The 21,441-nt window shown below is 70.2% G+C and carries 20 protein-coding genes; 8 read left to right on the top strand and 12 right to left on the bottom strand.

The features are described from left to right. Positions 1-96: 96 nt before the first annotated feature. The gene (locus Q0Z83_RS02070; RefSeq protein WP_317792052.1) at positions 97-699 is read left to right on the top strand and encodes a hypothetical protein; all 603 of its coding nucleotides are present in this window, start codon (positions 97-99) and stop codon (positions 697-699) included. Positions 700-757: 58 nt separating this feature from the next. Here the strand turns inward: Q0Z83_RS02070 and Q0Z83_RS02065 are convergent, their stop codons facing one another. The 7 genes from Q0Z83_RS02065 to Q0Z83_RS02035 all read right to left on the bottom strand — a co-directional run bounded on the left by Q0Z83_RS02065 (position 758) and on the right by Q0Z83_RS02035 (position 9,804). Continuing rightward, positions 758-1,999, bottom strand: coding sequence for a hypothetical protein (locus Q0Z83_RS02065; protein WP_317792051.1), 1,242 nt, complete (start codon positions 1,997-1,999; stop codon positions 758-760). A 123-nt stretch (positions 2,000-2,122) separates the two neighbouring features. After that, positions 2,123-2,842 (bottom strand): fascin domain-containing protein, encoded by a 720-nt coding sequence (locus Q0Z83_RS02060; RefSeq protein ID WP_317792050.1) that lies wholly within the window; start codon positions 2,840-2,842, stop codon positions 2,123-2,125. Positions 2,843-2,972: 130 nt separating this feature from the next. Then, positions 2,973-4,286 carry a pectate lyase family protein gene (locus Q0Z83_RS02055; RefSeq protein WP_317792049.1) on the bottom strand — a complete coding sequence of 438 codons (1,314 nt, stop codon included), beginning with the start codon at positions 4,284-4,286 and terminating at the stop codon, positions 2,973-2,975. A gap of 199 nt (positions 4,287-4,485) precedes the next feature. Then, positions 4,486-5,610 (bottom strand): Gfo/Idh/MocA family protein, encoded by a 1,125-nt coding sequence (locus tag Q0Z83_RS02050; protein WP_317792048.1) that lies wholly within the window; start codon positions 5,608-5,610, stop codon positions 4,486-4,488. Continuing rightward, a complete protein-coding gene (locus tag Q0Z83_RS02045; RefSeq protein WP_317792047.1) occupies positions 5,607-7,070 on the bottom strand; it encodes a mannitol dehydrogenase family protein in 1,464 nt (487 codons plus the stop codon). Before Q0Z83_RS02045 ends, Q0Z83_RS02050 begins: the two co-directional genes overlap by 4 nt. After that, on the bottom strand, positions 7,067-8,488 hold the full coding sequence (uxaC, locus tag Q0Z83_RS02040; RefSeq protein WP_317792046.1) for a glucuronate isomerase: 1,422 nt from the start codon (positions 8,486-8,488) through the stop codon (positions 7,067-7,069). The genes Q0Z83_RS02045 and uxaC overlap by 4 nt, the downstream gene beginning before the upstream one ends. Beyond that, positions 8,485-9,804 carry a Gfo/Idh/MocA family protein gene (locus Q0Z83_RS02035; RefSeq protein WP_317792045.1) on the bottom strand — a complete coding sequence of 440 codons (1,320 nt, stop codon included), beginning with the start codon at positions 9,802-9,804 and terminating at the stop codon, positions 8,485-8,487. The genes uxaC and Q0Z83_RS02035 overlap by 4 nt, the downstream gene beginning before the upstream one ends. Before the next feature lie 217 nt (positions 9,805-10,021). Here Q0Z83_RS02035 and Q0Z83_RS02030 point away from each other — a divergent pair, with 217 nt between their 5' ends. From Q0Z83_RS02030 to Q0Z83_RS02010, 5 genes are read left to right on the top strand one after another with little or no spacing between them, the layout of a single operon-like run. Next, on the top strand, positions 10,022-11,047 hold the full coding sequence (locus tag Q0Z83_RS02030) for a LacI family DNA-binding transcriptional regulator (RefSeq protein WP_317792044.1): 1,026 nt from the start codon (positions 10,022-10,024) through the stop codon (positions 11,045-11,047). Positions 11,048-11,056: 9 nt separating this feature from the next. After that, on the top strand, positions 11,057-12,355 hold the full coding sequence (locus Q0Z83_RS02025; protein ID WP_317792043.1) for an ABC transporter substrate-binding protein: 1,299 nt from the start codon (positions 11,057-11,059) through the stop codon (positions 12,353-12,355). Between the two features lie 5 nt (positions 12,356-12,360). Beyond that, a complete protein-coding gene (locus tag Q0Z83_RS02020) occupies positions 12,361-13,338 on the top strand; it encodes a carbohydrate ABC transporter permease (protein WP_317792042.1) in 978 nt (325 codons plus the stop codon). Next, positions 13,338-14,174 (top strand): carbohydrate ABC transporter permease, encoded by an 837-nt coding sequence (locus Q0Z83_RS02015; RefSeq protein ID WP_317792041.1) that lies wholly within the window; start codon positions 13,338-13,340, stop codon positions 14,172-14,174. The genes Q0Z83_RS02020 and Q0Z83_RS02015 overlap by 1 nt, the downstream gene beginning before the upstream one ends. After that, positions 14,171-14,920, top strand: a complete 750-nt coding sequence (locus Q0Z83_RS02010) for a hypothetical protein (protein ID WP_317792040.1) — start codon at positions 14,171-14,173, stop codon at positions 14,918-14,920. Before Q0Z83_RS02015 ends, Q0Z83_RS02010 begins: the two co-directional genes overlap by 4 nt. A gap of 200 nt (positions 14,921-15,120) precedes the next feature. Here Q0Z83_RS02010 and Q0Z83_RS02005 read toward each other — a convergent pair whose 3' ends face one another. From Q0Z83_RS02005 to Q0Z83_RS01995, 3 genes are all read right to left on the bottom strand, one after another. Next, positions 15,121-16,329 carry a hypothetical protein gene (locus Q0Z83_RS02005; RefSeq protein WP_317792039.1) on the bottom strand — a complete coding sequence of 403 codons (1,209 nt, stop codon included), beginning with the start codon at positions 16,327-16,329 and terminating at the stop codon, positions 15,121-15,123. Positions 16,330-16,381: 52 nt separating this feature from the next. Then, positions 16,382-17,680, bottom strand: coding sequence for a hypothetical protein (locus Q0Z83_RS02000; RefSeq protein WP_317792038.1), 1,299 nt, complete (start codon positions 17,678-17,680; stop codon positions 16,382-16,384). A 126-nt stretch (positions 17,681-17,806) separates the two neighbouring features. Continuing rightward, on the bottom strand, positions 17,807-18,280 hold the full coding sequence (locus tag Q0Z83_RS01995; protein ID WP_317792037.1) for an Lrp/AsnC family transcriptional regulator: 474 nt from the start codon (positions 18,278-18,280) through the stop codon (positions 17,807-17,809). A gap of 127 nt (positions 18,281-18,407) precedes the next feature. Between Q0Z83_RS01995 and ald the strand changes: the two genes are divergently transcribed. Continuing rightward, on the top strand, positions 18,408-19,523 hold the full coding sequence (gene ald, locus Q0Z83_RS01990) for an alanine dehydrogenase (RefSeq protein ID WP_317792036.1): 1,116 nt from the start codon (positions 18,408-18,410) through the stop codon (positions 19,521-19,523). 48 nt (positions 19,524-19,571) lie between these two features. Here ald and Q0Z83_RS01985 read toward each other — a convergent pair whose 3' ends face one another. Next, a complete protein-coding gene (locus Q0Z83_RS01985; protein ID WP_317792035.1) occupies positions 19,572-19,739 on the bottom strand; it encodes a hypothetical protein in 168 nt (55 codons plus the stop codon). Positions 19,740-19,853: 114 nt separating this feature from the next. Here Q0Z83_RS01985 and Q0Z83_RS01980 point away from each other — a divergent pair, with 114 nt between their 5' ends. Then, positions 19,854-20,546, top strand: a complete 693-nt coding sequence (locus Q0Z83_RS01980) for a lytic polysaccharide monooxygenase (protein ID WP_317792034.1) — start codon at positions 19,854-19,856, stop codon at positions 20,544-20,546. Between the two features lie 68 nt (positions 20,547-20,614). Here Q0Z83_RS01980 and Q0Z83_RS01975 read toward each other — a convergent pair whose 3' ends face one another. Further along, positions 20,615-21,436, bottom strand: coding sequence for a MetQ/NlpA family ABC transporter substrate-binding protein (locus Q0Z83_RS01975; RefSeq protein WP_317792033.1), 822 nt, complete (start codon positions 21,434-21,436; stop codon positions 20,615-20,617). Positions 21,437-21,441: the final 5 nt, after the last annotated feature.

Raw genomic sequence — 21,441 nt, 5'->3', positions numbered from 1 at the left:
CGGATCGAAGGGAGATCGGTCGCGGGACGGCGGCCGGATCGAAGGGGGATCGGCCGCGGGACGGCGGCCGGCCCGCGCGGGGAGGGGTAAGCAGCGATGGTCTGGACGTGGGCCGCCATCGCGGTCGCGGCCGTCGTCGCCATTCTGACGAGTGTCGCGGCGGTGGCGATCTGGCAGCGGCCGAGGGCGTCCGGTCCGGGTGAGGTCGAGCAGCTGTTGACCGACGCCGGAGCGGTGCGGGCCGCCGCCGAGCGGGCCGCCGAGGCCGCCGAGGAGGCGCGGCTGGAGGCGGAGCGGTCGGCCGGGGCGCGGGATCAGGCGGAGGACCGCTATCTGGAGGCCCGCTGGGAGGCCCGGGTGGCGACGGCGGACGAGGCGCAGTTGCTGGTGCAGCGGGCGGCGTTGGCCGCCTACCGGCGCGGGGAGTTGTCGGTGGAGCAGCTCAACGGCATCTGGCACCATGCCGGCCCACCGGCCGAGCAGCTCGACGACGGCCGGGTCCGCGACGCGAAACGGGCGTATGAGGCGGCGGTGGCCGAGACCGTGCAGTCCCGTGAGCAGGTGCACGTGGCGTCGGTGGCGGCCGAGGTGCTGGTCGAGGAGGCCCGTAACGCCGAGGTGGACGTGCTGGAGGCGTGGGAGGCCCGGGAGGCGGCCCGCCCCACTCTGGACAAGCTGTTCCAGGAGGAGAACGCGTAGCACGAGAAGGCCCGGCCGCTGAGGCGGCCGGGCCGGTTCGTCGATCAGGTGGGACAGGTCACTTGTTCAGGTTGCAGGGGGACAGGCCCTCGGCGTTCAGGTCGGGCTTGGCGGCGTTACGGCCGATCGCCGTCTCCATCCGGTTGATGGCGGCGAACCGCTTGTCCTGCAGCGGGCCGAGGATCGCGTTGTTGATGAAGTTCACGCCACCCTGGAAGGCGGTGCTCTTGATCCGGGCGTTGGCCTCGTTGATCTGGGTCTGCAGCAGAGCGAGGTTCTGGTTGACCTCATTCGCGGCCTGCGCCGGGATCGCCACGTTGATCACGACGTTCGGGCAGTCGACCTGCGCGGTGCCGTCGTTGATGCCGACGTTGCCGGTGTTCCGGCTGGCCGCGGCCTGGTTGTTGCCCGCGTTGCCGTTGTTGCCGGCGTTGCCGTTGTTCGCCGGGGCCTGCGTGGTCGGGGCCGCGGTCGGCTCGGCCGCGGCGCCACCGCCGGCGGCGTTCAGCGAGCACGTCGACAGGCCCTCGGCGTTCAGGTTCGGCTTGGCGGCGTTACGGCCGATCGCCGTCTCCATCCGGTTGATGGTGGCGAAGCGCTTGTCCTTCAGCGGGCCGAGGATCGCGTTCTGCACGAAGTTCGCGCCACCCTGGCCGACCGAGCTCTTGAGCCGGGCGTTGGCCTCGTTGATCTGGGTCTGCAGCAGAGCCAGGTTCCGGTCGATCTCGGCCTGGGCCTGCGCCGGGATCGCCACGTTGATGACGACGTTCGGGCAGACGATGGTGCCGACGTTCGCGACCGCGGCGGCACCGGCCGACACCGCGGCGGCCGGTACGTTGGCCGGCTCCGGCGAGGCGTTGCCGCCGCCGTTGGCGTTCAGCGAGCAGCCCGACAGGCCCTCGGCGTTCAGGTTCGGCTTCGCCAGGACCCGGCCGATCGCCGTCTCCATCCGGTTGATGGTGGCGAAGCGCTTGTCCTTCAGCGGGCCGAGGATCGCGTTCTGAATGAAGTTGGCGCCACCCTGGCCCTGCGTGTTGGCGATCCGGGTGTTCGCCTCCTGGATCTGGGTGTTAAGCAGCTGGAGATTGCGGGCGATCTCCGCCTGCGCCTGGGCCGGCACCGCGCCCAGCTTGTCGGCCACCGTCGGACAGTTCACCGTGGGAACACCGTTCTCGGCCGCAGCCGCCACACCCAGTCCGACGCTGACCACGGCCACCGCGACACCCGCCACCCCGGCCACACGCCAGCGTCGGATGGTGGATCCCCCGGCGTTGCTCCGGTAGCTCTGGTACCGCTTCATCTGCGTGCCTTCCTCTTGGACCACCTTCTCGCCGGTCCATACGGGAACGCTCCCAGTAGCGGATCACCCTTGATCGAAATAAAGAAAAACTTAAGGTTCAGGGGCTTCCTCTTTAAAGGAACCTCACCATGCGAACGTCTCCTCGGCACTCACACTCGTGGCCCGGGCGCGCAGTACGCCGTACAACTTGCCGGTGAACGTGGTCTCCGCGGCGACCCACCGGCGGGTGTCCTTCGTGTAGAAGGAGAACTGCCCGCCGGGTGCGCTGTTGGAGTAGAAGCGCTCCCAGCCACCGACCTTCTCGGCCTGCGCGCGCAGCATTCCGTAGCGGGCGCCGGCGTAGTCCAGCTCCGCCGAGACGTACTCGTTGTTGGCCTGCGCGCGGATCCGGGTGACTCCGGTGTCGGCGTCCCGGCAGACGATGAACTTCTCCCACTTGCCGGCCGCCGCCGCCCGCGCCCGCAAAGCGCCGTAGTCGCCGCCGTCCCAGCCGATCTCGGCCGAGACGAAGCGGCCGTTGGCGGTGGATTTGATCGCGAGATCACGCCAGCACGGCACATCCGTCGCGCCGGTTTCGGCGGCGACCGCGCGGCGCATCTGTTCGAGCGCGGCCGAGCCGGCGCCGGGCGGAGTGAGGACCGCGGTGGATCCGGAAGCCGCGGCCGGCACCGCGGAGCGGGACACGCCCACCGACCCGGTGGATCCGGATGCGTCCGCCGAACCGACCGGGCCGGATGCGGCCGGCGGCGCGATCAGACCGGACGCTTCGGCCGGGGCGGCGGGACCGGTGAGAAGAAGGATTCCGACGGGGACCGCCGCCAGGCGGCGGACAGTTGATTTCATGAGAACCACTCCGCAAATACGGAAATGTCGGGAATAGGCGTCAGCGTAGTCGAGGTGAACTCCGGACGTTCCCGAATCCGTGCGGAAAACCGATTCCCGGCCCGTCACCGACGGGCCGGGAATCAGCGACTCAGCACCGGCCCGCGCCGGCACCCTTGTTGACCAGCGCCGGAACAGCGGCGGTGGGGGTGACCGGCCCGGCCCGCAGCGCGGGCGTCCAGCCCGCGTCGGTGCCCAGGTCCGGGTCGTGGGTGGCGTTGTGCTCGGCGACCAGGTTCACCGCCCGCACCGGACCGGTGCCGACCCGCGTCAGCGTGCCGATCTCGGTGATCGCGGTGCCGCCCCAGTCGTAGACGGCGTCCTCGAGGGCGATGTCCGCACTGCGCAGCAGGAAGTTGTTCTCGGCGTAGATCGCCGAGTAGACCCCCACCCCCCACGAGTACGAATAGGTGTCCTCATCGGTCTGGTAGTAGTAGTTGTTGTAGACGTCGACCTGACCGAAACGCACCCGCGGAACCCGCTGGCCCACATTGGCGAATTTGTTGTGGTGCAGGGTGACGCGCAGTTTCCCGACATCCGCGCCGACCGTGTTGCTCGATCCGATCAGCATCGTCTTGTCGTGTTCCTGGAATACATTCCAGGAGGCGGTGACGTAATCGGACGCCCGGATGATGTCGAGCGCGCCGTCGTGCACCTGATAGGGCCGCCCGAGGTAGAGCGGCTGGTTCGCGTCGACGTTGTCGCCGTCGCTGAACGTGTTGTGATCCGCCCACACGTGCGTCGCCCCGGTCAGGGTCACCATGTCGTAGGCGGAATTCCAGTTGCCGAGCGAACCGTCGGTCGGATCCCAGGCCGGGAAACAGTCGGCCGCGTCCTCGAACCGCACGTTGCGCACGATCACGTTGTCCACGTTCTGGATCAGCAGGTTACCGCCGATCAGCCGGGCGTTCGGCAGGCCGTAGACCGTGGTGTTCGCGCCGACCTTGAGCTGGATCCGGGCCGCCTGGTTGCGCTGCGACCGGACCCGGGCCTCCTCCAGCGGACCGCTCGGCCGGGTGGCCCGGCCCCAGACCGCGGGGTCGTAGGCGGCGAGATAACCGTCCAGGGTGTAGGCCGGATCCGCGTAATCGGCACACGTCAGCGGATTACCGGCGTCATCCTCGTTGGCGTGGATGGTGCCTTTGATAAGCACGATCCGGGGCGTCGGATCGGTGCCGCCGGCGAGGGCGGCCGCCAATTCGGCGCGATTGCTCACGACGAACACGTGTGCGTCGTCGGCCGCGGAGCCACCCGTGGTTCCGGTGGTGGAGGCGGCCCACCCGTCATTCACGGGAAGGACCTCCCGCGCCCCGGCCGGAATCTTCACCGGTGCGGCGGACGCGGGGACAGTGGCGACACCGGCGGCGAGGACGAGGCCGATGGTCGCGGCGAGAGCGGTACGCACGGCCTACCCGGCCGTTTCCCGGCCCGACATGACATTCACTTCATCAAATCCTTTCTCTCCATGACGAAAACCCTTTTCCGGTACGGCCGGGAAAGCCCGCGAACGCAGGCTCGCCCTTCCGTGGCTCCGCCGCGACGCCCGGCGGCACACCGGACCGAACCGCGACCGCCGGGCTGATCCGGTGGCTCCGCGGGCGGGCTCAGTGGGCGGGCAGTGCGCCGAGCGCGACCCGGTGGCCGGGCCGCGCCCACGGCACGCCGGTCTCGGAGGGCAGCCGCCCCGTATCGGCCACCTCCCGGACCAGCGAGTCGATGCCCGCGATGACCGAGCCACCCCCGTCCGGGTGCGGCGTCAGCCATTCCGGGCCGATCTCCTCCGGCGCGGGCGAGGCCACGATCGCCTCGGCCACGGCGGTGAACCCGGCGGTCCGCGAGAGCGGTGCCAGCAACGGCACCGTCCGGTCACGCCGGTGGTCGAGCAGGTTCTCCAGCAGCCCGGCCCGACCCGGGACGTGCCGGAAGTCGGGTTCCCCGGGCAGTCGGAGGCGGTCGGTCGGGTATTCGAGCACCGCCTCGCCGACCCGGATCTCGCCGGCGATGAAGACCGGCGAGGCGAGGGTCACCGCCGCGGTGATCCGGCGCCCGTCCGCACCGGTCAGGCGCAGGAACGTGGTGTCGTCGGTCTCGATCGCCCGGGTCCGGTAACGCTCCAGTTCCAGCGTCACCGGACGGAACTCCGGACCGGCGGCGTCGGCGACGACCAGGGCCTGCATGAGCGCGTGGGCGAACGGGTTGACCAGCGCCCCGTCCAGCACCGGCCGCCCGTCGACGAGCCGTTTCCCGGCCCATGGCGCCCGCTGGTAGTAGGTGTCCGGCCGCCACCAGGCTCCGGTCACCCCGATCTCCCCGGACGGTTCGGCGGCGCACAACTCGGCGAGCGCCACCGACCCGAGCGCCTGGAACCCGATCTGCAGGATCCGCCCGCCGCACGACGAGGCCAGTTTCTCGTGCTCGGCCAGCGACATCACCGGCGGCTTCTCCAGCAGCAGATCGGCACCGGCCGCGAACACGTCGAGCGCGAGCGCCAGGTGGGTGTGCGGCGGCGTGCAGATCACCACGACGTCGGGCCGCGTGACCGAGAGCAACTCGGTGTGGTCGGTGAAGAACGGCGCCCCGTCCAGCGGCGCGTCCGGGTGGGCCGCAACCGGCTGCCGGTCACAGAGCCCGGCCACCTCGATCCGCCCGGCGTCCAGCAGCCGCTGCAGCGTCCGCCGATGCGAGAGACCGTGCCCACCGGCCCCGATCAGCGCGACCCTCGTCGTCATCGCCCGAGACCTCCGATGGTCGCCTCGACGCCGTGTCGTTCCAGTTCGCCGTACCAGCGGATCAGCTCCGCACGCAGCACCCCGTCGCCGGCCAGGTGCGGCGGGAAGACCTCGGGCAGCGCGAGCAGCGCGCCGACCACGCCGGGCGCGGTGTCCGGGGCGGCGGCGAGCGCGTCCCGGATCCGGTGCGCCAGTGGGTCGTCCAGGTGAAGGGGGGCGCCGCTGTCGGCGTACCCCCTCGCGAAGCGCATCCATGCGGCCAGGACGAGGATCGCCCAACCGGGAGTGTCGCCGGTCTTCCGCCGGTCGGCGATGGTGCCGAGCAGCCGATGCGGCAGTTTCTGGGTGCCGTCCATCGCGACCTGGAGGTTGCGGTGGCCGAGTTCGCGGTTGGCGAACCGCCCGAGGGCGGTCTCGCCGTAACCGACGACGGTGACGCCCGGTGGTGGTTCGAAGGTGGGTGCGATGTCGTCGGCGATGAACCGGCGCAGCACCGCCGGCAGACCGGGGATCTCCAGGGAGTCGGCGATCAGCTCGCGGCCCGCCAGTGCCCCGAGATAAGCGCATGCCGAGTGGACCGCGTTCAGGGCCCGTAGTTTCAGCTTCTCCCACGAGGTGACGTCGTCGGTCATGATCGCGCCGACGCCGTCCCAGTCCGGCCGCCCGCCGGGGAAGTCGTCCTCGATCACCCATTGGGTGAACTGTTCGGCGACCACCGGGACGGCGTCGTCGGCGCCCAGGGCGAGCGCGGTCCGGCGGAGGTGCTCGGCGCTGGTCGCCGGCACGATCCGGTCGACCATGGTGGCCGGGAACGCCACCCCGCCCGGCAGGTGCGCGCCGGCCACGTCGAGCGCCTGCTCGACCAGGCCACGGATACGCGGGCCGTTACCCATCAGGTTGTCGCAGCACAGCACGGTCAGCGGGCCGCCACCGGCGGCCTGCCGCCGCAGCAGACCACGGACCAGCAGCGCCGGTACGGTCGTCGGCGGCGCGTGCCCGGTCAGCTGGGCCCGCAGCTCGTCGTCGAGCAGCAACCTCCCGCCCGGGTCGAGCCGGTACGCCTTCTCGGTGACGGTCATCGACACGATCCGCACCCCGGGGTCGGCGATCGCCGCGACCACCCCGTAGGGATCACCCGCGGCGTGCCCGAACCCGGCCAGGATGCCGACCGCCTTGGCCCGGTCGGCACCGTCGCCGACGGTCAGGACGCTGTACAGCCCGTCCTGGGCACGCAGCTGGTCGAGGATGACCCGGGAGCGCGGCGCCACTCCGATGACTCCCCAGTCGCCACCCGACGCGGCGACCGCCGACTCGGTGAAGACCGCCTGGTGGGCCCGGTGGAACGCACCGAGTCCGAGGTGGACGATCCCGGGCCGTACCGAACCGGGCTCGACGGCCGGCCGGGACGCCTCGGGCAACGACGCCAGGGCGCCGCGGTCGAGGCGGTAGGTCACCGTCATGCCTTCTCAGCCAGCCGGAAGACCCGCTTCGGCAGGTGGTAGGCCAGGTCGGCGATGGTCTCGGCGGCCTCGTCGAGCGGCAGCGTGCCCTCGGTGACCAACTTGGCGAGGTATCCGGCGTCGACCCGGCGGGCCACGTCGTGCCGGGCCGGGATGGAGCAGAACGCGCGGGTGTCGTCGACGAAGCCGGAGGTGTTGTAGAAGCCGGCCGTCTCGGTGACCGCCTCCCGGAACCGGCGCAGCGCGTTCGGGCTGTCCAGGAACCACCAGGGCGCGCCGAGGTAGAGCGACGGGTAGCCGCCGGCCAGCGGGGCGAGCTCCCGACTGAACGCGGTCTCGTCCAGGGTGTAGAGCACGACCCGCAGCCGAGGGTCGGTGCCGTGCGCGTCGAGCAGCGGCCGCAACGCGTGCACATAGTCGGTGGCCGACGGGATGTCCCCGCCGGTGTCCCGGCCGTGCCGCTGGTAGAGGTCCCGGTTGTGGTTGCGGACCGAACCCGGGTGCAGCTGCATCACCAGGCCGTCGTCGAGTGACATGCGGGCGAACTCGACGAGCATGTGCCCCCGGAACGTCTCGGCGTCGGCCTCGCTCGCGCCGCCGCCGATGGCCTTGCGGTAGAGGACCGCCGCCTCGGCCTCGTCCAGGACCACGGTCCGCGCGGTCAGGTGGCCGTGGTCGGAGCTGGTGGCGCCGGCTTCGATGAACGCCTCGCGGCGGCTGCGCAGCGCGGCCAGGAACCCGGAGTAGGTGCCGACGTCCAGGCCGGTGAGCGCACCGAGTTCGGCGACCCGCTCGGCCCAGCCCGGCCAGTCCGGGTCGACCAGGTTGTCCGGGCGGAACGTGGTGATCACCCGTCCACCGGGGCCGCCCCAGCCGTCGGCGGCGAGTTTGGCGTGCGCCTGCAGCTCGTCCAGGGGACTCTCGGTGGTGGCCAGGACCTCGATGTTGAACTTCGTGAACAGTGCGCGCGGACGGAACTCCGGTTCGGCCAGGCGGGCCGACAGCTCGTCGTAGATCTCGTCGGCGGTGTCGGCGCCCAGCCGGGCCGAGATGCCGAAGACCTCGGCGAGGACCTTCTCGGTCCAGAGTCGTGACGGGGTGCCCCGGAAGAGTCGCCAGTTCTCCGCCAGCAGCCGCCAGATCGCCCGGCCGTCGGTCTCCACCGCCGAGCCGTCCACGCTCGGCACGCCGAGGCGGGCCGGCGGGATGCCCTGGCTGGCCAGCATCCGGGTGACGTAGTGGTCGGGGACCACGAAGAGCCGGGCCGGGTCGGGGAAGGGCTGGTCGTCGGCGAGCAGTACCGGGTCGACGTGCCCGTGCGGGCTGATCAGGGGCAGGTCCTTCGCGTGCTGGTACAGCTCGCGGGCGATCTGCCGCTGGGCCGGCTCGGCGGGGAGGAGGTGGTTCTCGTCGGTCACCTGTTGTCCTTGAGATCGAGGAGGTCTTGCACGCGGATGGCCTGGCCCTGGACCAGGGACTCGTTGGCGGCGAGGCCGGTGAGCAGGGCGCGGGCGCCGTCGACGGCGTCGGCGGTACGGCCGAGCGGATCCGGTGGGGCGTCCGGGCGGATCAGGTCGGCGAGCATCCGCACGTCCGCTCCGCCGTGCCCGTGTCGGGACAGCCCGTCCACTCCGATCTCCCGCGGCGGCGCCCAGAACGGCCGTACCAGCAGCCGTTTGAAGCCCTTCTCGGCGGTCGACTCGGCGCCCGGCTCGCCCTTGACCCCGGCGGCGGCGTCGGGTGCGACGTGGTCGCTCTCCACCACCTCCAGTTCGAGGCGGCCGCGGCTGCCGTTGAACATCACCCGGTAGCCCTCCCAGGGGGCGTACGCGGTGAGGTGGTAGCTCATCGACGCGCCGCCGGTGTAGCGGACCAGCACCGCCATGTCGTCCTCGATGGTCACGCCGGGGGCGAACACGTTGCGGTCGCGGTGGTAGCCGTCGTGGTCCTCGGCGTCGAGGTAGAGCTCCTTCATCGCCGGTTCGTCGGTCATCCGCAGCGCGAACGGGTCACCGTCGGCGTCGGCCGCGCCGTGCGCCCGGTCGTAGTCGCGGGCGTAGCCGTGCCGCCGCCCCGCCTCGCCGTAGAAAAACAGCCGGCCGGCCGCGAAAACGAGCGAAGGGCTGTCGTCGAGCCACCAGTTGACCAGGTCGAAGTGGTGGCCGGCCTTGTGTACGAGCAGGCCGCCGGAGTTCTGCTTGTCGCGGTGCCAGCGGCGGAAGTAGTCGGCGCCGTGCCGTACGTCGAGCAGCCATTCGAAGTGGACCGAGCCGACCTCGCCGATCTCGCCGGAGGAGATGACCTGCTTCACCGCCTCGTGCAGCGGGTTGTAGCGGTAGTTGAAGGTGACCCGGACGTCGCGCCCGGTGCGCCGCTGCGCGTCCAGGATGCGGCGGCAACCGGCGGCGTCGACGGTCATCGGCTTCTCGGTGATGGCGTCGCAGCCCGCTTCGAGAGCGGCCACCACGTAGTGGTCGTGATAGCGGTCCACGGTGGCGACCAGTACGACGTCGACGCGCTCGCGTTTGAGCATCTCGGTGAAGTCGGCAGCGTCGTAGACCGGGACGGGCTTCGCGAGCCGCCTGTTGTGGGCGGCGAGCCGGGCGGGATTGGTGTCGGCCATGGCCACCAGCTCGGCCACGTCCGCGTGGTCACCGGTGATCGCCCGGACGAACATTCCAGCCCGTGCGCCAGCGCCCACGAGGGCGTACCGGCGGGGTGGGGACGGGGGCATTCCGTCGCCTCCATTCGGCAAACGTTTGCAACAGATTAGGGACGGAAGCACGAGCGAAGTCAATGCGTAACACGGATTTGTCCAGATTTGACCCGGCCCGATCATGATCTAGAAACCGAAGCGACATAGAAGGGCGTTGACACCACCGCAACCGTTTGCATTAATGGCTCTCACCAAGAGATCCGGGTCACACCGGATCGCCAGCAAGGAGGGCACCGTGGCCGTGACGATCCGGGACGTCGCCAGAGCGTCCGGAGTGCACATCTCCACGGTGTCGCGCACGTTCTCCGCACCCCATCTGGTCAACCCCGAGACGCGTGCCCGGGTCCTGGCCACCGCGGAGCAGCTCGGATACCGCCCGAACCGGGCGGCCCGGGCACTGATCACCGGACGTACCCACAACATCGGCCTGATCGTGGCCGATATCGCGAACCCGTTCTTCCCGCCCTTGATCAAGGCGGCCGAGACCCACGCCCGGCGGCGGGACTACCACGTCTTCGTCGCCGACACCGACGAGGATCCGATCGTCGAGCTCGATCTGGTGCAGGCCCTGGCCAAGCAGGTCGACGGGATCCTCCTGTGCAGTCCCCGGATGAGCGACGACCAGATCGAACAGGTGCGCCGCGAGGTGCCCTTGGTCGTCATCAACCGCATGATCACCGGCTTGCCCGCGGTGGTCATGGACGTGGGACACGGCGCCCGGGAAGCCGTGCGCCACCTGCTCGACCTGGGCCACCGCCACCTGGTCTACCTGGCCGGGCCACGTGGCTCATGGACCAACCGGGAGATCCGCCGGGCCGCCGGGACCACCACCCGGGCGGCCGGCGCGGAACTGACCGTCCTCGGCCCGAACCAGCCGGTCGAGGAGACCGGTGCCGCGGCCGCCGAGGCCGTGCTGCGCACCGGCGCCACCGCGGTGCTCGCCTACAACGACCTGATGGCCATCGGCCTGCTCCAGGCGTTGCAGGATCGCGGTGTCGACGTCCCCGGGCAGGTGAGTGTCGTCGGCATCGACGACATCGCGTACAGCGGGCTGGTCCGGCCACGGCTGACCACCGTGGCGAACCCGACCGCGGCCGCCGGCCGTACCGCCGTCGACATGCTGCTGCAGCAGGGCGACGACGGAGCGACCGGGCAGGTCACGCTCCGGACCGACTTGATCATTCGCAACTCCACCGGCCCGGGGCCGTACGCCCCGGCCGTCGCGCTCAACGCTGAGGTTGCCGCAACCGTCAAGGAGTGACGAAACCCCATGACCGCATACCACCCCCTTCCCCGCCGCCGCGTGCTCAGCGGTGTCGTGGCCGCCATGCTGGCCCTTCCCCTGGCCCTCGGCGCCTGTAGCAGCGACGACGGTGCCGCCGACGACGGCAAGGTCGAGCTGAGCTTCTTCTGGTGGGGAGGCGAGGCCCGCGCCCAGCTCACCGAGCAGGCGCTCGCCCTCTACACGGCCAAGCACCCGGAGGTCACGTTCAAGAAGACGTGGCAGGCCAACCAGGGCTACTTCGACAAGCTGGCCACGCTGACCGCCGGTAACGACGCCCCGGACATCTTCCAGATCGACGACAACTACCTGGCCGAGTACGCGACCCGCAACGTCACGGCCGACCTGTCGGAGTACACCAAGTCCGGGAAGATCGACACGACGAAGTTCCAGAAGGGCCTGATCGACTACGGCACGGTCGACGGGAAGCTGGCCGGCCTCGCGCCCGGCGAGAACACCCAGGGCCTGGTCTACAACAAGGCCAAGCTGGACGCCGCCGGAGTCGCCGTGCCCACCACCGGGCAGAGCTGGGAGCAGCACATCGCCTGGGCCAAGGACGCCGGCGCGAAGACCAAGGTGGCCGGCACCATGGACCCGAGCGCCGACTACAAGGCGTTCTGGCTGTGGCTGCGCCAGCAGGGCAAGGAGCTCTACAAGGGCAGCGAGCTCGGCTTCACTCAGGCCGACGTGCAGGCCTGGTTCGAGCTGTGGAAGGGCGCCCGCGACGGGCAGTCCACCCCGACCCCGGACGTGATCCACGAGGGCAACGCCACCGACGTCACCAAGCAGCTGGTCGTGACGAACAAGGCGCTCACCTCCTGGGTGTGGGCCAACCAGCTGCCCGAGCTGCAGAAGAACACCAAGGACGACCTGGCCGTGATCGCCTACCCCGGTGACGCGACCAAGCAGTGGGCCCGCGCCTCGATGTACTTCTCCGTCTACCGCGGCAGCAAGCACAAGGACGTCGCCGCCGACGTGCTCAACTTCCTGGTCAACGACCCGGAGGCGGGCAAGATCCTCGGCACCGACCGTGGCCTGCCGGCGAACCTCGACATCCGTACGCAGGTCGCCGCGTCGACGGACAACGAGGCGATGAAGGAGACCATCAAGGTGATGGACGAGCTGGGCAAGAACTTCGGCCCCGCTCCGACGGTTCCGCCGAAGGGTCACAGCACGGTGCGCTCCGAACTGATCAAGGCCGCTGAGGAGGCCCAGTACGGTCGTGCCACCCCCGCCCAGGCCGCCGAGCAGTTCTTCGCCGCCAGCCAGGCCGCGATCAAGCGGTGAGTCCCATGGCGACAACAACGGCCCGGCCCTCATCGACCCGGCCGCCGGCCGGCCCCGCCGCTGCTCAGCGGCGGGGCCGCCCCGCCAAGCACCGGACCGACGGGGTCGCCGGCTACCTCTTCCTCTCCCCCTGGCTGCTCGGGCTGCTGACCATCACGGCCGTCCCGATGCTGATGTCGCTGTACCTCAGCTTCACCAACTACGACGTCCTCTCCGACTGGGAGTCGATGAAGTGGGTGGGGCTGGACAACTACCGCACGATGTTCACCGAGGACCCGTCGTTCTGGCACGCGGTCCGTACCACCCTGGTGTTCGCCCTGGTGGCCACGCCGCTGAAGCTCGCCGCGGCACTCGGGGTGGCGCTCCTGCTGAACCGCTCGTTCAAGGGCGCCGGCCTGTTCCGTGGCCTGTTCTACCTGCCGTCGCTGCTCGGCGGCAGCGTGGCGCTGGCCATCGTCTGGGTCAACATGTTCAACCGGGACGGCGCGTTCAACTCGTTCCTCAGCTGGTTCGGCATCGAGGGAAAGGCCTGGGTCAACGACCCCGACTTCGCGCTCGGCACGCTGATCCTGCTGGCCGTGTGGCAGTTCGGCGCCCCGATGGTGATCTTCCTGGCCGGTCTGAAGCAGGTACCGGTCGAGCTGTACGAGGCGGCGTCGGTGGACGGCGCGAGCGCGGTGCGGAAGTTCTTCAACATCACGCTGCCGATGCTGTCGCCGGTGATCTTCTTCAACCTGGTGCTCGAGACGATCAACGGCTTCCAGGGCTTCACCTCGGCGTTCGTGCTGTCCAACGGCACCGGCGGCCCGGTCGACTCGACCCTCATGTACACGCTGCACCTCTACATCAAGGGCTGGAACGAATACCAGATGGGCTACGCCTCGGCGATGGCCTGGGTGTTCCTGCTCTTCATCGGCCTGGTCACCGCCGTGGTCTTCCGGACCGGCAAGTTCTGGGTGCACTACTCGGACGGAGAAGACTGATGACCCTCCAGCGCCTGGCCCGGCCTCTCACGCTGGTCCTGCTCTCGGCGGTGGTGCTCTACCCGCTGGTGTGGATGCTCGGCAGCTCGTTCAAGAGCCAGGAGGAGGTCCTCAACAACATGGGGATCCTCCCGAACGTGTGGACACCCGGCAACTACAGCGCGGGCTGGGACAACTTCGACGTCAGCTTCGGGCGGTTCTTCGTCAACAGCGCGCTCGTCGCGGGGCTGACGGTGGTCGCCAACTGTGTCTCCTGCCTGCTGGCGGCATACGCGTTCGCCCGACTCAAGTTCAAGCTGCGCGGCTTCTGGTTCGCCATCATGATCGGGACGCTGCTGCTGCCCGGGCACGTGCTGATCGTCCCGCAGTTCGTGATGTTCAAGACGTTCGGCTGGGTGGGCGGCGACTGGCCGTACGCTCCGCTGATCGTCCCGCAGCTGCTGGCCACCGAGGCGTTCTTCGTCTTCCTGATGGTCCAGTTCATGCGTGGGGTGCCCCGCGAACTCGACGAGGCCGCGATCATCGACGGCTGCACGCCGTTCGGGGTGTTCCGGCACGTCATCCTGCCGCTGTCGCGGCCGGCGCTGGTGTCGACGGCGATCTTCTCGTTCATCTGGACCTGGAACGACTTCTTCCGCCAGCTGGTCTACCTCTCCGACCTGGAGAAGTACACCGCACCGGTGGCGCTGACGCTGTTCATCGACTCCAGCGGTCAGTCCTCGGTCGGTCCGATGTTCGCCATGTCGGTGCTGTCGCTGGCCCCGGTCTTCCTGTTCTTCGTGGCCTTCCAGCGTCTGCTGGTCGAGGGCATCAACACGTCGGGCCTCAAGGGATGACACGTTTCTTCAGCCGCCCGCTCGCCGCTTCGGCGGCGGGCGGTCCGCCCCTCGCCCTTTCCACACCCTCATCCGGTACGGACGGAGGCGCGCCCTCCTTCGGCAAGGACGGCGGTTCCCCGGACTGGCCGAGCGAGGACGAACCGGAACCGCGCCCCGACTGGCGGGAACGGTTCGCCCTCGGCACCGACCTCGCCCTGATCGGGATCGTGGTGACCGCCGCCGCCCTGCCGGTGCTGACTCTCACCGCCGCGCTGGCCGCCGGGTCCACGGCCGTGCACCACCGTTACCGCGACGGCCGGCTGCCCGCGTTCCGCCCGCTGCTGCGCCAGTACGGCCGCTCGATCCTGCCCGGCATCCCGTTCGTGGTGGTGGCCGTACTGCTGCTGATCGACCTGATGGCGCTGGCCCGTGGCCTGGTGCCGGGCGGCACACCGGTCCTGCTGATCACCGGCGGGGTGGCGTGCCTGCTGGCCGGGGTGGCCACGCTCGCCCTGGTGGCGGTCGGCCGCGACCCGGAGACCCCGTGGCGGGCGGCGCTGTCCTGGTCGTGGAGCCGGATGTCGGCCCGCCCGTGGTCGGCGATCGCGCCCGCCCTGGCCGGGGTGCTCGCGTTCTTCCTGGCCCTGTCGGTGCCGGCGACGATCCCGCTGGTGATCGGCTTCCACCTGTTCGCGGCGCATGTGATCAGCGACCGGCTGGCCCCGCCGTCGTCGATCCGCGGCGGTCACCACCCGTCGGCGTGACACCGGTCACAGTGGAGCAACCTCGGGGGCCGGCGCGAACACTACGGGCCGATCGGCCCGACACTCCCGCCCCCGAGGTACGCGTGCACCCGACCTCCGCCTTCCGCCTCAGCCGGCCCGGCCCGACACGGCCCCGACGGCCACCGCCGCCACCACGCCGGCCGGCCTCCCCGCACTGCCCCTCCGGCTACCGCTGACCGTCAGCTCAGCTTCGAGCCCGTCGTCACCGGGTCGCCGCTGCCCAGGTAGAAGATGCCGGGCAGGCCGTCGGTCTCGAAGAGCTTGCTCACGTTGTTGCGCAGCGTCGAGTTGCGGATGGTCAGCGTGCCGGTCCGGTCGTTGCTGACGAAGAAGATGGCGCCGCCACCCTCGTTGGCCTTGTTCTTCTCCACCCGGGTCCCGTTCAGGATCAGCTGGTAGGTGTCGCCGTCCTGGTAGATCGCGCCACCACTGCCGCCGCCGGGGGTACCGTCCCGGGCCGGGTTCGCGCCGTTGCCGACCGCCGAGTTGCCGGAGAAGACACTGTTCAGGATCGTCCACGAGACGTGGATGCTGCTCAGCGCGCCACCGTTCGAACAGACGCCGCCGGTGAAGGTGCTGCCCACCACGTACACCGGCTGGTTTCCGCCCTGGAGCCGCACCCGGATCGCGCCGCCACCGATGTCGGGGCCCGTACCGGCGCAGCGGTTGTCGGTGAACCGTGAGTTGATCACCCGCAGGCCGCCGCCGTTGACGAAGATCGCACCGCCGCCGCCCACCTCGTCGTCCGGTTCGGTGGCGTTGCCCTTCGCGAACACCATGTTCTGCACGGTCAGCCGCGGGGTCACCTTGTCGTGGCAGTGCCCGCTCGCCGGGCTCACGCCCTGCGCGGTGTCACAGACGTTCATGTAGAGGATGCGTCGCTTCCCGCCGCCGCTCAGGGTCACCCGGCCGCCGCCGTCGAGGACGACCTTCGCCACCGGGTTACGGACCTTCGCGGTCGCGGTCATCGTGATCGTCACCGGCGACGGACCACAGTCGAAGGTGATGACGCCGCCGGCCGCGACCGCCTTCACCACCGCGGCGGAGGTGCAGCTCGCGGGGGTGCCGTCGCCGATCGTACGATCCGGATCGCTCGTGTCGACGGGCTTCGCCGCCGCCGGGACGCTTGCCGTGCCGGACGCGTTGCCGGGTTTCGGAAGGGTCTTGACCGTCGCCTTCGACGGCGACGGGGTCGGCGAACCCGAGGCCGACGGCGACCCGGGCGCCGACGGTGCGTTCGCCGAAACGGCCGGCGCCGCCGCCACACCGCTCTCGGTCACCGGCGCGGGCGTCGCGGCGACCGTATCGGCCGCCGGCGTCTCGCCGGACTGGCAGGCGGCCAGGCTGCCGGCGACGAGCAGGGTCAGAGCGATCCGTCGAAGTGCCACCGGGCGATGCTACGGCGGACGGTTCGTGTCCGCTGCCCGCCGTCCGGCCACATCAGCGCCGCCGCATCAGCCCGGCGGCCAGCCGCCACGTGCCCAGGAAGAGCAGTACCAGCAACGACAGGGCGAGGATCCCGACCAGGGTGAGGAAGATCCCCTCGATGTCGAACAGCGGCGCCGAACCCGGCCGGATGTCGCCGCGGGCCAGCACCGCGTCGGCCACGTCGATCGACTCGACGTCCCCGGCCAACCCCAGGGTGTCGCCGTCCATCAGGGTCGTGCCGGTGCCCAGGTTGATCAGCCGGGCCGACTCGATACCGTCCGAGCTGGTCAGGTCGTACTGCGTACCCGCCTTGTCGAGGGTGTTCGCGGTGATGCCCTCGATCGGGGTGTACTCCACGGCCACCGGCTGACCCGACGGCCACCAGCCGACGACCCGAAGGGCATAAACCCCGTCCCGGGTGTACGGGACACCCGCCGCCGTGCCGTCCGAGGCCGAGATGGTGCTGACCGTCCAGCGGATCCGGTGCTCGCCGCAGTCGCATCCGGCGCCCGACACCACCAGCAGGTTCCGGCCGTCGCGGGACCAGGCACCCTTGCCGGCCAGCCGCGCACCGGCCGGGAGCGGCACGTCGGCGGTGGTGCCGTCGGCCCGGGTGAGGATGCTCAGTCTGTCGCCGTTCTGGTAGGCGAGCCGCGCGCCGTCCGGGGAGAACGCCGCGGTCCAGCCGCTCAGCGCGCCGACCCGGCCCAGTTCGGCGATCTCCTGCGGGGTGCCGGTGGCCACGTCGAAGAGGTAGAGGCGGGACGTGTCGTTGTTGACGCCCGGGTCCAGCCAGTCGCCGACCAGCAGCGCGATGGTGCCGCCGTCGGGTGACCAGGCCTGCGGTTCGACCGCCGCCTCGCCCCACCGGTCGCCCCAGCCGGTGTTCCGCCCGGTGGCCAGGTCGGCGATGCCGTTCTGGGAGGCCAGCCGGGTCCCGTCCGGGGACAGCACGGACGCCATGCCGGCCGTGCCGCCCCACTCGGCCACCCGGTAGGTGTCGTCACTGCGCGCGACCAGGCCGGACAGCCAGCTCGACCCGTCCGTGAACCAGGTGTTCGAGGTGTAGAGGACCGAGGCCGAGCCGATCGGTGCCTCGGCGGCGTCGGCGGTCCACGGCGAGGGCGCCCCGATCCGGGCCGGGAGGGTGCCCACGTCCTGTTCCTCGGCGGTGGCCGAGCCGCCGAACGGATGCCACTCCAGCGCCGCGCTGCGGAACCCGAGACAGGCCAGCAGCACCGACAGCACGGCGGTCAGCGCGGACGTCTTCGCCACTCGCCCGGTCCACGCCGGAAGCTCTCCCGACCGCATCGCGCCCTCCCCGTCGCCGTACCCCGTACCGGAGCCGGGCCGATCATAAATGATCTTGGCAAACCGGGTTGACCCTCGCCGATCGATCGGCGGCGGGCCGGCGGTCGATCGCGGGGAGATCGAGGCTCAGGCGGCGCCGCCTCGGCGATGTTCGAAGATCAGGTAGGTTTCGGTGCCGGCGATCAGGCGGGTGCCGCTCAGGCGTTCGGTGATCACGGCTCGCAGGTCGTCGACGTCGGCGCAGGCCACGTGCAGCAGGAAGTCGTAGGAGCCGGAGACGAAGTAGACGTCGCGGACGGCCGGGATACCGGCCAGCGACTCGGCGAAGCGGCCGATCGCCTCACGGGCGTCCGAGCGGACCCGGACCGCGATCATCGCCTGGATCGGCCGGCCGATCCAGGCCGGGTCCACGTCGGCGTGGAAGCCCCGGACGGCGCCCAGCTCGCGCAGCCGCCGGATGCGGGTGAGGCACGTCGACGGGGCGATGCCGACCCGGTCGGCGAGGGCGTTGTTGGGCATCCGGCCGTCGGCCTGCAGGAGGCTCAGCAGCTCCAGATCGATGTTGTCGAGGCCTCGAACATCCTTCGGCAGCTCGGTCATTTCCGGCCACCGCCGCGAAGAATCTGCACCCCACCCGTTACAGACAGAATCTTCTTCGCTCGACTTGCCGGTCTGCTGCACATCGTTCCACCCTATCGCCATCACTTGGTGACGGAAGGAAAGTCCCATGCACATCGGCGTGCCGGCAGAGGTCAAGAACCACGAGTACCGGGTGGCGATCACCCCGGCCGGAGTGGTCGAGGCGGTACGACACGGGCACACGGTGTCGGTGCAGGCCGGCGCCGGAGTGGGATCCGCCATCACCGACGAGGACTACGTGGCCGCCGGTGCGACCATCCTTCCGGACGCCGACGCGGTGTGGGGCTCGGCCGACATGATCCTCAAGGTCAAGGAGCCGATCGCGTCCGAGTACCACCGGCTGCGCGCCGGGCAGGTGCTCTTCACCTACCTGCACCTCGCGGCCGACGCCGAGGGGACGAAGGCGCTGCTCAACAGCGGGACGACGGCGATCGCCTACGAGACGGTGCAGCTCGCCGACGGGTCACTGCCGCTGCTCGCCCCGATGTCCGAGGTGGCCGGCCGGCTCGCCCCGCAGGTCGGCGCGTACAGCCTGATGCGCAACAGCGGCGGCCGCGGCGTGCTGCCGGGTGGGGTCCCGGGTGTCGCCCCGGCCAACGTGACGGTGATCGGCGGCGGCGTCTCCGGGGTGAACGCGGCGACCATCGCGCTCGGCCTCGGCGCCGACGTCACCATCCTCGACCTGAGCCTCCCGCGGCTACGGCAGATCGACGCCCAGTTCGGCGGGCGGGTCAAGACGCTGGTGTCGAACTCGTACACGATCGAGCAGTCGGTGCTCGCCGCCGACATGGTGATCGGCGCCGTGCTGGTGCCCGGCGCGAAGGCCCCCACCCTGGTCGGCAACGACCTGGTCAAGCGGATGAAGCCGGGCTCGGTGCTGGTCGACATCGCGATCGACCAGGGCGGCTGCTTCGAGGACTCGCGGGCCACCACCCACCAGGACCCGGTCTACCGGGTGCACGAGTCGGTCTTCTACTGCGTGGCCAACATGCCCGGCGCGGTACCGAACACCTCGACGTACGCGCTGACCAACGCGACCCTCCCGTACGTGCTGCGGCTGGCCGACCTGGGCTGGCGCGAGGCACTGCGGGCCGACCCGGCGCTGGCCCTCGGGCTGAACGTGCACGCCGGCGTCCTCACCAACGAACTGGTCGGATCCGCCCTCGGGCTCCCCACCGAGACCGTCAGCTCGGTTCTGGCCTGATCCGGCCACTCCCCGCGCGCCCTCCGTCCGATGTGACGGGGGGCGCGCTCACCCTCCCGCTTTGTTCCATTTCTCCTGCTCGGGATCGAGAGCCGTGACCCCGTCGTGGCGGCGGGTCTCGACGGTCTCGACGTAATCCTCGGGGCGGACGCGGCCCAGCAGCGCGCCGAATCTGTCGGCCTGTGTGGCCGCTTCGGCCTTCTTATCATCTGCCATGGATCGATCATCGCTGGTCAGCGCGAGTTCCGGAAGAGAGCGCTTTTCTATTAGGAAACCTTGCTTTATATTTTTGTCACATCCATTGATAGACGTTCATCTTTGGGGAGTGACATGCGCCGACTCATCACCCTCCTCGCGGTAGCCCTGCTGGGCGCCGCCGGATCGCTCCTGGTCGTGTCGCCGGCCTCGGCTCACGGCTACGTCTCGTCACCGCCCAGCCGACAGGCACTCTGCGCCCAGGGCCGGGTCGCGTGCGGCCAGATCAAGTACGAGCCGCAGAGTGTCGAAGGCCCCAAGGGCCTGCGGAACTGCCACGGCAACAACTCGGTGTTCGCCGAGCTCAACGACGACAGCAAGGGCTGGCCGGCCACCAACGTCGGTACCACGCAGACGTTCACGTGGATCAACACGGCCCGGCACGCGACCGCCAGCTGGGAGTACTTCATCGGCGGCACGCGGGTCGGCTACTTCGCGGGCAACGGCCAGCAACCGCCGGCGACGCTGTCACACACGGTCAACCTGGGCGGGTTCTCCGGCCGGCAGAAGGTCCTCGCCGTCTGGACCATCTCCGACACGACGAACGCGTTCTACTCCTGCATCGACGTCAACATCGGCGGCACCGGTGGCGGCCCCACCACTCCCCCGCCGTCCGGCTCGTGCACGGCCCCGGCCTGGAGCAGCAGCGCGGTCTACGTCGGGGGCAACCTGGCGTCGCACAACAGCCGCACCTGGCGGGCCAAGTGGTGGACGCAGGGCGAGACGCCCGGTGTCGCCGACGTCTGGGCCGACCAGGGCGCCTGCTGAGCCCACTGTCCAAGGGGGCCGCACGGCTCCACTGTCGAAGGGGAGCCGTGCGGCTCCCCTTCGACACGTCAGAACGCCGCCAGGACCGAACCCTGGTACTTATCCTCGATGAACTTCTTCACCTCGGCCGAGTGCAGCAGCTTCTCCAGCTTCACCACGCGGGCGTCGGACTCGTCGCCGGTGCGGACGACGACCAGGTTCGCGTACGGGTTGTCGGCACCGGTCTCCAGCGCGAGCGAGTCGGTGGCCGGCTTGAGGCCGGTCTCGATCGCGTAGTTGCCGTTGATCACCGAAATCGCGGTGTCCTCCAGGCTCCGCGGGAGCTGGGCCGCCTCCAGAGCCTTGAACTGCAGGTTCTTCGGGTTCCCGGTGATGTCCTTCTCGGTCGCCTTGACGCCGACCCCGTCCTTGAGGGTGATCAGGCCGTTCTTGGCCAGCAGGTTCAGGGCACGGCCCGAGTTCGACGGGTCGTTCGGGATGCCGACGACACCACCGGCGGGGACCTCGGCGATCGTCTTGACCGTCTTGGAGTACACGCCGAGCGGCTCGATGTGCACCGGCTTGAGCGCGGTGAACTTGTAGCCCTTCGCCGCGACCTCCTCGTCCAGGTACGGGATGTGCTGGAAGTAGTTGGCGTCCAGCTGCTTCTCACTGAGGGCGACGTTCGGCTGGACGTAGTCGTTGAACTCGACGATCTCGATCTTCAGGCCCTCGGCGGCGGCCAGATTCTCCGAGACGTACTTCAGGATCTCGCCGTGCGGGACCGGGCTGACGCCGACCTTGAGGGTGTCGGTCGACTTCGACTCGCTGTCATCCGACGAGCCGCAGGCCGACAGGCCCAGGGTGAGGGTGACGGCGGCGAGGACGGCGGCGAGTGAGCGGCGGCGCATCTTGT

The organism is Actinoplanes sichuanensis (assembly GCF_033097365.1).
In the GTDB taxonomy this organism is placed as follows: Bacteria; Actinomycetota; Actinomycetes; order Mycobacteriales; family Micromonosporaceae; genus Actinoplanes; species Actinoplanes sichuanensis.
Note: the sequence above shows the minus strand (reverse complement) of the source record. Positions and strands in the feature narration are given on the sequence as shown.

Excerpts from the sequence above, each read along its gene's own strand:
- Q0Z83_RS02070 (WP_317792052.1), top strand. The coding sequence starts at position 97 with ATGGTCTGGACGTGGGCCGCCATCGCGGTCGCGGCCGTCGTCGCCATT.
- Q0Z83_RS02065 (WP_317792051.1), bottom strand. The coding sequence starts at position 1,999 with ATGAAGCGGTACCAGAGCTACCGGAGCAACGCCGGGGGATCCACCATC.
- Q0Z83_RS02060 (WP_317792050.1), bottom strand. The coding sequence starts at position 2,842 with ATGAAATCAACTGTCCGCCGCCTGGCGGCGGTCCCCGTCGGAATCCTT.
- Q0Z83_RS02050 (WP_317792048.1), bottom strand. The coding sequence starts at position 5,610 with ATGACGACGAGGGTCGCGCTGATCGGGGCCGGTGGGCACGGTCTCTCG.
- Q0Z83_RS02045 (WP_317792047.1), bottom strand. The coding sequence starts at position 7,070 with ATGACGGTGACCTACCGCCTCGACCGCGGCGCCCTGGCGTCGTTGCCC.
- Q0Z83_RS02035 (WP_317792045.1), bottom strand. The coding sequence starts at position 9,804 with ATGCCCCCGTCCCCACCCCGCCGGTACGCCCTCGTGGGCGCTGGCGCA.
- Q0Z83_RS02025 (WP_317792043.1), top strand. The coding sequence starts at position 11,057 with ATGACCGCATACCACCCCCTTCCCCGCCGCCGCGTGCTCAGCGGTGTC.
- Q0Z83_RS02020 (WP_317792042.1), top strand. The coding sequence starts at position 12,361 with ATGGCGACAACAACGGCCCGGCCCTCATCGACCCGGCCGCCGGCCGGC.
- Q0Z83_RS02015 (WP_317792041.1), top strand. The coding sequence starts at position 13,338 with ATGACCCTCCAGCGCCTGGCCCGGCCTCTCACGCTGGTCCTGCTCTCG.
- Q0Z83_RS02010 (WP_317792040.1), top strand. The coding sequence starts at position 14,171 with ATGACACGTTTCTTCAGCCGCCCGCTCGCCGCTTCGGCGGCGGGCGGT.
- Q0Z83_RS02000 (WP_317792038.1), bottom strand. The coding sequence starts at position 17,680 with ATGCGGTCGGGAGAGCTTCCGGCGTGGACCGGGCGAGTGGCGAAGACG.
- Q0Z83_RS01995 (WP_317792037.1), bottom strand. The coding sequence starts at position 18,280 with ATGACCGAGCTGCCGAAGGATGTTCGAGGCCTCGACAACATCGATCTG.
- ald (WP_317792036.1), top strand. The coding sequence starts at position 18,408 with ATGCACATCGGCGTGCCGGCAGAGGTCAAGAACCACGAGTACCGGGTG.
- Q0Z83_RS01985 (WP_317792035.1), bottom strand. The coding sequence starts at position 19,739 with ATGGCAGATGATAAGAAGGCCGAAGCGGCCACACAGGCCGACAGATTC.
- Q0Z83_RS01980 (WP_317792034.1), top strand. The coding sequence starts at position 19,854 with ATGCGCCGACTCATCACCCTCCTCGCGGTAGCCCTGCTGGGCGCCGCC.
- Q0Z83_RS01975 (WP_317792033.1), bottom strand. The coding sequence starts at position 21,436 with ATGCGCCGCCGCTCACTCGCCGCCGTCCTCGCCGCCGTCACCCTCACC.